We start from the raw sequence: 13,034 nt of genomic DNA on the forward strand, positions 1-13,034 counted from the left end.
GAAAGTAATTGAGGGTGTGCGTGCTCAGGGCACCGGGTCGTAACCGCCCGGATTCCAGGGATGACAGCGCAGCACGCGGCGCAGCGCGAGCCAGCCGCCGCGCACGCTGCCGTGGCGGTGGATGGCTTCGCTGGCGTATTCGGAACAGCTCGGCATGAAACGGCAGTTGCGGCCGAGCATCGGGCTGATGGCATAACGGTAGACCGCAATCAGGCCGAGCAGCAGGGATTTCATCGTCCGGTCTCCGCGGCAGGCGCTGCGGCGCGTCGCACGCGGCCGAGCAGCGCGTCGATCTCTTCGCGCAACAGGCGGCGGTCGAGCACGGCCGGCCGGGCGTTCAGGCGCAGGATGATGTCGAGCGGCTTGAGTTCCGGACGCATGTGGCGGAAAGCTTCGCGCGCCAGGCGCTTGACCAGATTGCGGGTGTTCGCCCGCTTCAGGAAGCGCTTCGCGATCACGACGCCCAGACGAGCGCCATCGCAGCCGGACGGACCGTGATGGATCACGAAATGTCAACTGCGCTGGGTACGCCGCAAAGCAAAAACGGATGAGAACTCATCCGTTTTTCTGAGCCTGTATTCAGGTCGGAAAGCAAAGCGGCCGGCGGGCTGCGCGGCGATCTGCATTCCGGGCCGTGTCTCGGGGTTCACCTTCGGGGGTTCCCCTGCCAACCGGCCGGAAAAACTGCTGTCTGCGTCAGACGGCCAGACGGGCACGGCCCTTGGCACGACGGGCGCGGATCACTGCACGACCACCGCGGGTGCGCATGCGCTCGAGGAAACCGTGGGTGCGGGCGCGGCGGATCTTCGACGGCTGGTAAGTACGCTTCATGGCCTGCTCACTGTGTATTGGCGAAAACGCGCGATTACAGCGTAAAAGGCCCCGCCTGTCAATCGCCGCCAGGCTCCGCGCCGATGTCCAGACGGCACGCCGAAAAAATATTTCGCTGGCGTGAATACGTGATCACAGCGCCAAACGAGCGCCAAGCCAGCCTGCCTTGCGGGTATGCGTCACCGCCTCGGCGGTGGATAAGAGGGCCTGAAGTCGCTAGAATCGATCCCCTAAAAACAGCACATAAAGCTGCTCCGACCCGGCGCCCCCGATCATGCATCGGACCACGCGCATCAAATCCTGGGTCAGGACGCATCCCGCTACGCTGTCCCGCAACCTCACGACATCGACCCGGCGACCACGCAGACCATGATGCAACAGTTTTGGGAAGTCTGCCTCAGCCGCTTCGAACAGGAACTCCCCGCACAGCAGTACCAGACCTGGATCAAGGGTCTGCGCATCGGTCAGAGCGACGACGATTCGCTGGCGCTGGTCGCGCCGAACCGGTTCGTTCTGCAGTGGGTCCGCGAGCGCTATCTGGCGCGCATCGAAGCACTGGGGCTGGAGTATTTCTCCCAGCCGCTGTCGGTCAGGCTCAGCCTGCCCGACCCGGCAACGAAGGCCGCAGCGGCCGCCGACACCCCGATGGTCGCCGCCCGCAACGGCACGCCGGCCGACAACGACGGCGAACGTCCGGCGCGTGCCGCACTGCGCGCCGCTGGTGAGCCCGACAGCACGCGCGTCGCCGCGCCGGCACTCATCGTCCGTCCGTCTGCCGGCAACAACGGTAGTGAACGCGACCGTTCACGTCTGAACCCGGGCTTCACCTTCGACAATCTGGTCACCGGCCGCGCCAACGAACTGGCCCGCGCCGCTGCCATCCAGGTCGCGCAGAACCCGGGCATGTCCTACAACCCCATCTTCATCTACGGCGGTGTGGGCCTGGGCAAGACCCACCTGGTGCATGCGCTCGGCAACGAGGTGATGAAGCACAATCCGGATGCGGTCATCCGCTACGTGCACGCCGACGACTACTACGCCGACGTGGTGCGTGCCTACCAGCAGAAGAGCTTCGACGCCTTCAAGCGCTACTACCGTTCGCTCGACGTGCTGCTGATCGACGACATCCAGTTCTTCAACAACAAGACGCGCACGCAGGAAGAGTTCTTCTACGCCTTCAATGCGCTGACCGATGCGAAGAAGCAGATCGTCATCACCTGTGATACCTACCCGAAGAACATCCAGGGCGTCGAGGAACGCCTGACGACGCGCTTCGGCTGGGGCCTGACGGTGCAGATCGAGCCACCCGAGCTGGAAATGCGGGTGGCCATCCTGAAGAAGAAGGCCGAGATGGAACGGGTGAAGGTCGGCGAGGACGTCGCCTTCCTGATCGCCAAGAACATCCGCAGCAACGTGCGCGAGCTCGAAGGGGCGCTGAAGAAGGTGATCGCCTTCGCCCACTTCCACACGCTGCCCATCTCGCTCGAAGTGGCGCGTGAGGCGCTGAAGGACCTGCTCGGTGCGCACAACCGGCAGATCACGCTGGAATTCATTCAGAAGACCGTATCCGACTACTACAAGATCAAGGTGTCGGAGATGTATTCGAAGAAGCGGACGCGCGCGATCGCGCGGCCGCGGCAGGTGGCGATGTGGCTGGCCAAGGAACTGACGCCGGAGAGCTATCCAGCCATCGGCGAATCCTTCGGCGGCCGCGACCACACGACCGTGCTGCACGCCTGCCGCACGATCGCCGACCTGCGCCTGAAGGACGAAGTGCTGAACCATGACCTGCACGTACTGACGCAGACGCTGCGCAAGTAAAAAGAGGTCGGTGCAGAAGCTGTTGAAGCTGTATGGATAAACAGGCCGGAAAACCTGTATGAACGCTGTGGATAACCAGGGCTTTTTTCACCTGGTCAACTTTCACCCACATTTGTTCATGCGTTGACCGGGCCCTTATACAGACAACGATACATACTGCAGGTCATTGAAGTTCATTGTTTTTTTGATGTTCTCCACAGAAATCGGTTGACGTTAACGGTTTACAGAGGTTTATAAAATGCTCTTAATGAAGATAGAACGCGAACAGCTGCTGCGACCGCTGCAGTCGGTCAGCGGCATCGTCGAGAAGCGTCACACCCTGCCCATCCTGTCCAACGTCCTGATCGAAACCGAGGGCGATGCGCTCACCCTGCTCGCCACCGACATCGAGATCCAGATCCGCACCCGTTCGACCGGCAGCATCAGCGGCGCCCAGCCGGCGGCCCTGACCGTCGCCGCCCGCAAGCTGCAGGACATCCTGCGTGCGCTGCCCGAAGGCCAGGAAGTCAGCCTCGACGCCGACGACCGCAAGCTCACCGTGCGTGCCGGCAAGAGCCGCTTCACGCTGCAGACCCTGCCGGCGCAGGACTACCCGCGCATGCAGCTGGCCGACGGCGAAACCGTCAAGCTCAGCCTGTCGCAGAAAAAGCTGAAGCGTCTGCTGTCGCTGGTGCAGTACTCGATGGCCCAGCAGGACATCCGCTACTACCTGAACGGCCTGCTGCTGTCGGTTGGCAACGAGGAACTGCGTCTGGTCGCTACCGACGGTCACCGCCTGGCCTACGTGTCGGAAGCCATGCCCGGCGTGAGCGACAAGCTCGACGTCATCCTGCCGCGCAAGACCGTGCTCGAACTGGCTCGTCAGCTGGCCGACATCGACGACCCGGTCGATATCGAACTCGGTTCCAACCAGGCCCGCCTGCGCTTCGGCGCGGTCGAGCTGATCACCAAGCTGATCGACGGCAAGTTCCCCGACTACGAGCGCGTCATCCCGAAGGACCACCCGAAGGAACTGATGCTGCAGCGCTCGACCTTCCTGCCCGCACTACAGCGCGCCGCCATCCTGACCAACGAGAAGTTCAAGGGCGTGCGCGTCGTGCTGTCGGCCGGCACGCTGAAGCTCATCTCCAGCAACGCGGAGCAGGAAGAGGCGGTGGAAGAGCTCGAAGTCGATTACGACGGCGACGGCCTCGACATCGGTTTCAACGTGAGCTACCTGCTCGACGTGCTGAACAACGTCGGCGGCGATACGCTGAGCCTCAGGCTCAACGACGGCAACAGCAGCGCCCTGATCACCCTGCCCGGCACCGACGCCTTCAAGTACGTCGTGATGCCGATGCGCGTGTAAGCCGCGTCGCCCGCACGACCGCCCGGCCTGCGCGCCGGGCTTTCTGCTTTTTTGATGGACCCCGCGCACAGCGTGCGCAGCACCGGAATACGCCATGTCTGACGAAGCACAGAGCCCGAATACACCCAACCCCGACGCTTACGGCGAAGGCAGCATCCAGATCCTCGAAGGTCTGGAAGCCGTCCGCAAGCGGCCGGGCATGTACATCGGCGACACCTCGGACGGCACCGGTCTGCATCACCTGGTGTTCGAAGTGGTCGATAACTCGATCGACGAGGCGCTGGCCGGCCACTGCGACGACATCGTCATCACCATCCACACCGACAACTCGATTTCGGTCACCGACAACGGTCGCGGCATCCCGACCGGCATCAAGTTCGACGACAAGCACGAGCCCAAGCGTTCGGCCGCCGAAATCGCGCTGACCGAGCTGCACGCCGGCGGCAAGTTCAACCAGAACTCGTACAAGGTGTCGGGCGGCCTGCACGGCGTCGGCGTGAGCTGCGTGAACGCGCTGTCGAAGTGGCTGCGACTCACCGTGCGCCGCGACGGTCAGAAGCACTTCATCGAATTCGAACGCGGTGTTCCGCTCGATCGCCAGATCGAAGTGCAGAACGGCGTCGAAGTGTCACCGCTGAAAGTGATCGGCCCGAGCGAGAAGCGCGGCACCGAAGTGCACTTCCTCGCCGACGAAACGATTTTCGAGAACATCGAGTTCCACTACGACATCCTGGCCAAGCGCCTGCGCGAGCTCTCCTTCCTGAACAACGGCGTCAAGATCAAGCTGATCGACCAGCGCAACGCCAAGGAAGAGGACTTCGCCTTCGCCGGCGGCGTGAAGGGCTTCGTCGATTACATCAACCGCAACAAGACGGTGCTGCACCCGAACGTGTTCTACAGCGCCGGCTCGTCGGTGCTGAACGGTGTGCAGATCGACGTCGAAGTGGCGATGCAGTGGAACGACAGCTACGCCGAACAGGTGCTTTGCTTCACCAACAACATTCCGCAGTCCGACGGTGGCACCCACCTGACCGGCCTGCGTGCGGCGATGACCCGCATCATCAACAAGTACATCGAAGAAAACGAGATCGCGAAGAAGGCCAAGGTCAACATCACCGGCGACGACATGCGCGAAGGCCTGGCCTGCGTGCTGTCGGTGAAGATGCCCGACCCGAAGTTCGCGTCGCAGACCAAGATGAAACTGGTGTCGTCGGAAGCGCGCCCGGCGGTCGAGGAAGTGGTGGCGCAGAAGCTCGCCGACTTCCTGCTCGAGCGCCCGAACGACGCCAAGACCATCTGCGGCAAGATCGTCGAAGCCGCGCGTGCGCGCGACGCCGCCCGCAAAGCTCGCGACATGACCCGACGCAAGGGCGTGCTCGACTCCTTCGGCCTGTCGGGCAAGCTCGCCGACTGCCAGGAGAAGGACCCGGCCAAGGCCGAGCTCTACCTGGTCGAGGGTGACTCCGCAGGCGGCTCCGCCAAGCAGGGCCGTGACCGGAAGTTCCAGGCCATCCTGCCGCTCAAGGGCAAGATCCTGAACGTCGAGAAGGCGCGTTTCGACAAACTCATTTCCAGCCAGGAAATCGTCACGCTGATCCAGACGCTGGGCACCGGCATCGGCAAGGACGAGTACAAGCCGGAAAAGCTGCGCTACCACCGCATCATCATCATGACCGACGCCGACGTCAACGGCGCCCACATCCGCACCCTGCTGCTCACCTTCTTCTACCGCCAGATGCCCGAGCTGGTCGAGGGCGGCCACATCTACATCGCCCAGCCGCCGCTGTACAAGATCAAGCACGGCCGCACCGAGCTGTACGTGAAGGACGACCACGAGCTGAACCAGTACCTGCTCAAGCTCGCCTTCGACGACGCCAGCCTGCTGCCGCGCGCCGGCGCCGAGCCGCTGTCCGGCAGCGCCTTCGAAGAGATGGCGCGCGAATACCTTACCGCCGAAGCCATCGTCGAACGCCTGGCCGAATACGCCGACGGCGAACTGCTGCGCACCCTGCTCGAGCACAACATCGCGCTCGACCTCGCCGACGAAGCCGCCGCCCGCGCCAGCGCCGCCCGCCTCACCCAGTCGCTGCCGGCCAACGTCACGCTGGCTGCCGAGTACAACGACAAGACCGAAAGCTGGCAACTGCGCGTCGAGCGCATGCACCACGGCAACCGCAAGGTCGGCCACGTCAACGTCGAATTCCTGCTGTCCGGCGACTACCAGCGCATCCGTCACGCCGCCGAACTGGTGGCCGGCCTGATCGGCGAAGGCGCCACCGTCAAGCGCGGCGAGAAGTCACAGGAAGTGAAGTCCTTCTCCGAAGCCGCCCGCTGGCTGCTGAACGAAGTCGAACGCAACCTCGGCAAGCAGCGCTACAAAGGCCTCGGCGAAATGAACCCCGAGCAGCTGTGGGAAACCACGATGGACCCCACCGTGCGCCGCCTGCTGAAAGTGCAGATCGACGACGCCATCGCCGCCGACGAAATCTTCACCACGCTGATGGGCGACAACGTCGAACCGCGCAGGGCATTCATCGAGAGCAATGCGCTGAATGCGCGGAATATTGATGTGTGATAGTTATTTTTTCGTTGCTAATGCTAGTGAAATGGCCCTGGAGAACAGGGCCATTTTTTCTGGACAATGGTGGTCTCATTAGCCTCTGACCGAAGCTATGGTTAGGCGGCGCACAACCAGCGACAGCCGCTCGTGTCAATACCTAAGCCAATATCAGTCTTCTGGCATATATCAAAATAGAATAATTGTGGGGGAGAGCGCAGTAGCTTGATCTCATGAGCTGCTGGTCACCGCAGATACTCCTTTCTCTGCGGCCGTTGTCAAATTCAAATGCCTAAGGAGCATCGGAGATGCCAACACCCACGCTGCCGGCAGGTGGACGCGCAACGGAAGCCGGGATGGCCTTTCAGGCAGGTGTCGGGCTGTGGTTCGCCTCTCACTTGTTGGCCAGGATGCCCGTGGGCAGCCGCTTCGGCCTGGACGTGACGGCCTATCCCGTCTCGCTACAGCTTGAAACAGGCGTGGGACTCGATGACATCGTCGTGACGCTTTCAAACGGCGGCAGGATCGCCGTTCAGTGCAAGACGCGTCCCAGCCTGTCGGTGTCTGACGCCTCTGACCTTGGCGAGACGATCGTGCAGACCGTTCAGTTCGTCGCCGAGGCGCCGACTCGGACCCCGGCTGTTGATCTGCAGCGGTCGGCCGCAGTAATGGCTGTGGCTTCGGACGCGCCAGCTACTCTCAACAGGCTGGACGAAGTCTGCAGGATGTTTGCAACTGGGGACAACTGGCCGGCAGTTTTCGCCCGTGTAGGTCAAGCCCACCGGGACGCGATGGGCATCCTGCAGGGGCATGTGACGAGGGGCCGCACGGCCGTGCGCTTGCCGCCTCCCACGGAACCGGAGTTGGCCCAGTTGGCCCGCCTCTTTCACATAGAGCGCTTTGCCGTCGCGCAAGGTGAGGCCGATTGGCGTGAGGCTTCCAACGTTCTTGGCTCTCGGCTCTTTGGCACCGAGGAACTTGGGGCGGCGCCGCTCACAAGTTTGCTGAATATCGTCAGAGATCTAATCCGCAGCGCCGCCCCGACGGATCGCGATGGCCTACTTCGGCTCCTAAGGGCTGCTGGCCACGATGACACTAGGTCGCCGCAGTACGACGACGACATTGCCGCGCTTCGCGGGAAGACCTGGTCGGAGATTGCGCGCCTTTACCGTCATGCTGCGCTTCCGATCGCCGGCGGGGTGCCGATCGAACGTGTGTGCATGCCAGCCCTCAAGGCTGCAGCAGAAGCGGGCAGCTTTCTGGTGGTCGGCGAGCCCGGTGCCGGGAAGACAGGTGTACTTGTCGCGTTCGTGCAGGAGCGGCTTGTAGCCAACCTGGCGACGATCTTCATCTCCGTGGATGACTTGGCCGGGATTACAACGGATGACGCACTGCGAGTTGCGCTGAACCTTCAACATCCTCTGATCGACGCTCTCGCAGCCTGGCCGGGCCGGAGTCGGGGCGTGCTGGTCATCGATGCGCTCGACGCATCGCGGGGAGGGAACTCAGAGGCAGTGTTCGCCAACCTGATAGAGGCCGTGCAGACGAGGCATGGAGATCGATGGTCTGTGGTTGCTTCAATTCGCACCTTCGACCTGAAGAACGGAAGGCGCTTCCGACGGGCGATGGCAGGGATGCCACCCGACGCTGCATACATTGAAAGTACGGCGGCTGATGTCAGACACTTCCTGATACGTGCGCTGACGGATGACGAAACTACAGAAGTAGGCCGCAGAGAAGCACGTATCGGCGAACTTCTAGCTACCGCACCGACATCGGTTCGAAACTTGCTGCGGAACGTCTTCAACCTATCACTTGCTGCCGAACTCCTTGACGGCGGAACGGCCGCAGCAAGTATCGTGACAGTGACGACGCAGTCGGACCTGATCGATCGGTATGAGGATGAACGGCTGCCTACCACCGACCTGCAGGCATCAGTTGCCAAAGCTGTTGAAGTCATGGTCGAGCGTCGTCGCCTCATCCTTCGGAAGATGGATGTGGCGCACCCTGCCCTTGATGGTGTGCTGGCTGCAGGCGTGCTGGTTGCCAGTGGCGACCGCGTTGGGTTTGCGCATCATGTTCTTTTCGACCACGCTGCGGGGCGCTACTTTCTTGACTGGAATGACACCTCACGACTCGTCACCCAGATGTCCGGACCTGAAGGTCTCGGCCTGCTGCTGGGGCCGTCGCTGCGGTTTGTCATTGAGCGGATATGGAGGGACGACTCTGTCGGCCGTCCGCTCAGCTGGGGCCTGACTACCGAGTTGGTGGCGACGGCTGGCCTTGATCCTGTGGTGTCGAGTGCCGCCCTGCGCTCCACAACTGAGCGCGTTGAGGGGCCCGATGACGTGGCATCTCTTTGCTCGCTGCTCGCGCAGCCTGGTCAGGAGGGACGGATGGGTCCGGTGCTGTCGAAGCTCGTTCGATTCGCAGGACTGAGCCTTGCGGAGCGAGGGACAATCTCCGACTTCGTGGCTACCGCCTGGGCGAACGTGGCGGCTGCGGCGGCTGATACGCAGCAGCGCGAGTATGCGGATGGTGTGCGCATCATTTTGCTCACGTTGTTCGAGAGGGCGAACTTCGCCAACTCTGACTTTCTGGCCAGTTTCGGTCGAGCGGCCCGCGGTCTGCTCACCTTGACCTGGTCAGGTGATCCACGAGTGGCTGGCTTCTCAGGCAACGCAATACGCTTCGTCGCCAAGTCATTTGGCAGCGACTCTGCAGCCTCCAGGCGTTTACTCCAGCAGATTCTTGACGAACCTCGCTTCTCGGAGCATGCGCACGATGAGGCGCCGTGGCTTGCTGAGGGGGTTAGGCACATCGTTCCGCATGACCCCGCGTTTGTGACTTCGGTCTATGCGGCATTGTTTGGGCGACCGGCTCCATCCGACGGTGATAGCTGGATGGGTGGAGCGGTAAGTCGCATCCTGCCGCTGCGCTCGAACCGCCGCCAGGACTACGAGCACGGTCGCTGGAATCTGCAGCAAGCACTTCCCGCGTTCCTGCGAGCCTTCCCTGCCGAGGCGACGAGAGCAGTGAACGCTGCAACCATCGGCAAATCGTCGGACTCTCGCTACCGAGACCGTCCGCCGCACGTCGTGCAGTCGGGTGCGCAATCGATTCGTATCACCGACGACGGGCTCTCCGTTACCGAGTGGCGTGGGAGTGACGATCGCTCGGACCGACGCGGCGGGGTAGTGCTATCCACGTTTGTCACCTTTCTCAGGGCATGCGAGCCGGAGGAGTTCCGACAGGCGGTGGTCGCCGTTCAACAGGAGGACGTGGTTTCAGCATCAGTATGGGCCCGTATCCTGGGCATTGCCGCGGATCGTCCCGGAATTGCCGACGATCTGCTTTGGCCCATCGCCTCAGATCCCGAAATGGGACGGATTGTGGATGTCGTGCGCGACTGCGCAACATACCTTGCTTCCGCCTACGCGACAGCGTCGGTGGAGCAGCGAACTGCATTGGAGGCGCTTCTGGTTGATCGTGCGCGATCAACCGATGAAAGCGAGGTTGAGCGGACGCGCTACTACGCTGCCCGCCTTCTTTCCGTTCTTCCTGACGACCTGATCGTGACTCCCGCGTTCCGCGATCTCAAGGCACAGCTGGGCGCAAGTGGCGATCTCACGGGCAATCGTCCTTACATGACGATGACAACCGGATGGGGAGAGCCCGGCGACATCACTGAAAGTATTGTTCGGTCGCGCGGGGCCAATGTAGAGGAGGGACCAGACCGGCAAGTGCTCGATGCACGGCAAGCCTTGGATGTCTTGTTGAACGACAGTGCGAGCGCAGATTTGCTTACACGCCTGTGGGACCAGGTGCTGGCAACGGTCGCTGTGATCGATGGCCTGACTATGCCCGCGCATGAAGCAACCCTGCGCGCTGCCTGGGGAAACATAAGCAATGCGCTGGAACGTATTGCAGGGGCGGAGAACTACGACCCGGCAAACGCGGATCCTACGCTCGCTGCGCTCGTGGGCCTGCTGGACCGGCTGGCTGAGAGTGTGTACCCCGAACCGCGGTCAAACACTGAGCGGGGCTCCATGTCGTGGGGCAACTGGGATGTTCGCGTATACGTGGCTTCCAGCTTCATGCACCTCGCGCGGCGCTTCGCGACATCCGATGCCACTCTTTTCGTTCGTCTCGAAGCGATGCTTGATGATGTGGAAGCGACGGTCCGGCATCAGGTGTCTTGTTCACTCAATCGCCTGTGGGACGTGGACCGCGAACGCATGTGGGCGTTGATGACAAAGGTGGCACAGCAGGAGGCGGATCGGTGTGCCATGGGCCACTTTGTTCACGGCCCGCTTAGTCGTGTGGCCACTGCTGACGCAGCAAGAGCGGAGCCGTTGCTTGCGACGGTGATCCAGCGCTTTCCGCTCGAAGGCAGCAGCGACTCCAACAAGGAACGTGAGCTTGAGCAGGCGCTGGGAGCGATGGCGACCGGCCTCTACGTGGGTCAAGGTAGAGCGGCCTGTCTTGCTCATCTTCGGACGTGGTTGCAAGATGTTGGTAACGCCAGCGACCTGCTCTGGTCCGCGGTATCAACGCTGCGCGAGGCGCTCTTCTTAAAGTTCAAGGAAGACGCCACAGATGAAGACAGAGCGATCCAAGACAGGGCGCGCGAGGTGCTGGGACTTGCGGTGGCGGCGGCTGCGAACGCCATGCCGAATGCGCTTTCGACCTACAACACTTCCGCAGAAGGGTCGCAGGAGCGGGCGGCCAGCGAGCGCGAATACAGATCGGCTGTGCGCCTTCTTGAACACTCCATCAACCAGCTGTATTTCGGGGCGGGTGCGTTCAAGGACAGCAATGGCGAGAGGGAGGTCGTGCTTGATTCGCCAGCCAGTAAACGCAGCTTCCTCCTTGAGTATCAGACGATCCTTGTCGCGATCGGTCAGTCGGGCGACCCCGCTGCTACTCACCACCTAGTCGAACTCTACGAGTTTATTGCGGATGGCGATCCGGCTGCAGTCTTCGATCAGATCGCTGCGCTGCTCGTTGGACCGGCGGCGCGCGAGGGTTACCACTTTGAGAGCCTCGGGCTTGATGGCGTGGTGCGAATCGTCAGACGCTATCTTGCGGATTACCGCGACTTGTTCGAGGAACCTGCCAGGCGAAACGCCTTGATTGGAGTGCTGAACCTATTCTCCGATGCGGGATGGCCCGAGGCACTCAAGTTGCTCTACGAGTTGCCGGACTTAATGCGCTAGTCGCATTTGCGTGATCGACATGTCCGGAGAACTTGTCGATTTTCAGCGGATTTTTAAACACGATTTCCGGATGTGTCGATTTGCTCGACAGGTTTCGGCGAACCATGAGCGTTGAGCAACGCATGCCTGAGGTTGGCTGTGCTCATATAACAGCTTCAATCGCGTCAACGACGTGCCGCCGAACCCCCATCGTGACTGCAGCAGAACCTGCACTCCAACCAACATCATGAGCGAACTGATTCTCTACACGACCGAAGACGGACGCAGCCAGATCAGGTTGCGCGCCAAGGATCAGACCGTCTGGCTCACACAGCGGGAAATGGCGGAGCTGTTCGACGTGACGACCGACAACGTCGGCCTGCATCTGAAGAACATCTATGAAGATGGGGAGTTGAGTCGCGAGGCAACTACCGAGGATTCCTCGGTAGTTCAGATCGAAGGTTCGCGCGAGGTGAAGCGTCCGGTCGCGCTCTACAACCTCGATGCCATCCTCTCTGTCGGCTATCGGGTGCGCTCACCACGCGGCGTGCAGTTCCGCCGCTGGGCCTCCACGGTGCTCAAGGAATACCTGCTCAAGGGCTTCGTGCTGGATGACGAGCGTCTGAAGAATCCGGATGGCCGGCCGGACCACTTCGATGAAATGCTGGCGCGGATCCGGGACATCCGTGCCTCGGAGAAGCGTTTCTACCAGAAGGTGCGCGACCTGTTTGCCCTGAGCAGCGACTACGACAAGACCGACCAGGCGACGCAGACCTTCTTCGCCACCGTGCAGAACCTGTTGCTGTATGCCGTGACGCAACAGACCGCAGCCGAGCTGATCACCGCGCGCGCCAACCCGGACGATCCGCACTTCGGCCTGCTGAACTGGCAGGGCGCCCGAGTGCGCAAGCAGGACATCCTGGTCGCCAAGAACTACCTGACCGAAGACGAAATCGACACCCTGAACCGTCTGGTGGTGATCTTTCTGGAAACGGCCGAACTGCGCACCAAGCGCCGCGAGGAAATCCGCATGAGCTTCTGGCGCCAGAACGTGGATCAGATCATCGCGAGCAACGGCTTTCCGGTGCTCGCGCATGCGGGCAAGGTGAGCCACGCACAGATGGAGCGCAGCACGAGCGCGCTGTACGACGACTACGAACAGCGCCGCAGACAGGAGGAAGCACGTCAGGCCGACGCGCAGGACGATGCCGAGTTGCAGGCGCTGGAGAACGCCCTGAAGAATCGCGCGAAGCCATGACTGAAACCGGGCGACCGGCCG

The 13,034-nt window shown here is 62.0% G+C and carries 8 protein-coding genes; 5 read left to right on the forward strand and 3 right to left on the reverse strand.

What is annotated here, in order from left to right:
• Positions 1–24: 24 nt before the first annotated feature.
• The 3 genes from yidD to rpmH form a co-directional block, all read right to left on the reverse strand.
• Positions 25–234 carry a membrane protein insertion efficiency factor YidD gene (gene yidD / locus ACQ66H_RS00215; RefSeq protein WP_019916071.1) on the reverse strand — a complete coding sequence of 70 codons (210 nt, stop codon included), beginning with the start codon at positions 232–234 and terminating at the stop codon, positions 25–27.
• Positions 231–506, reverse strand: a complete 276-nt coding sequence (rnpA, locus tag ACQ66H_RS00220; protein WP_430432308.1) for a ribonuclease P protein component — start codon at positions 504–506, stop codon at positions 231–233. The genes yidD and rnpA overlap by 4 nt, the downstream gene beginning before the upstream one ends.
• 190 nt (positions 507–696) lie before the next feature.
• Complete coding sequence (gene rpmH, locus ACQ66H_RS00225; RefSeq protein WP_019916069.1) at positions 697–831, reverse strand: 50S ribosomal protein L34; 135 nt, start codon at positions 829–831, stop codon at positions 697–699.
• A 372-nt stretch (positions 832–1,203) separates the two neighbouring features.
• Here rpmH and dnaA point away from each other — a divergent pair, with 372 nt between their 5' ends.
• The 5 genes from dnaA to ACQ66H_RS00250 all read left to right on the forward strand — a co-directional run bounded on the left by dnaA (position 1,204) and on the right by ACQ66H_RS00250 (position 13,013).
• The gene (gene dnaA, locus ACQ66H_RS00230; protein ID WP_304014188.1) at positions 1,204–2,652 is read left to right on the forward strand and encodes a chromosomal replication initiator protein DnaA; all 1,449 of its coding nucleotides are present in this window, start codon (positions 1,204–1,206) and stop codon (positions 2,650–2,652) included.
• 247 nt (positions 2,653–2,899) lie between these two features.
• Positions 2,900–4,000: a DNA polymerase III subunit beta gene (dnaN, locus tag ACQ66H_RS00235; RefSeq protein ID WP_430432309.1), complete on the forward strand. Its 1,101-nt coding sequence runs from the start codon at positions 2,900–2,902 to the stop codon at positions 3,998–4,000.
• A gap of 94 nt (positions 4,001–4,094) precedes the next feature.
• Entirely contained in the window at positions 4,095–6,575 is a 2,481-nt protein-coding gene (gyrB, locus tag ACQ66H_RS00240; RefSeq protein WP_430432310.1) for a DNA topoisomerase (ATP-hydrolyzing) subunit B, read from the forward strand.
• 290 nt (positions 6,576–6,865) lie between these two features.
• Positions 6,866–11,776: a hypothetical protein gene (locus ACQ66H_RS00245; protein WP_430432311.1), complete on the forward strand. Its 4,911-nt coding sequence runs from the start codon at positions 6,866–6,868 to the stop codon at positions 11,774–11,776.
• A 226-nt stretch (positions 11,777–12,002) separates the two neighbouring features.
• Positions 12,003–13,013: a virulence RhuM family protein gene (locus tag ACQ66H_RS00250; RefSeq protein ID WP_430432312.1), complete on the forward strand. Its 1,011-nt coding sequence runs from the start codon at positions 12,003–12,005 to the stop codon at positions 13,011–13,013.
• The last annotated feature ends 21 nt before the right edge of the window (positions 13,014–13,034 follow it).

Origin of the sequence: Methyloversatilis sp. (assembly GCF_965284615.1) — a bacterium.
In the GTDB taxonomy this organism is placed as follows: domain Bacteria; phylum Pseudomonadota; class Gammaproteobacteria; order Burkholderiales; family Rhodocyclaceae; genus Methyloversatilis.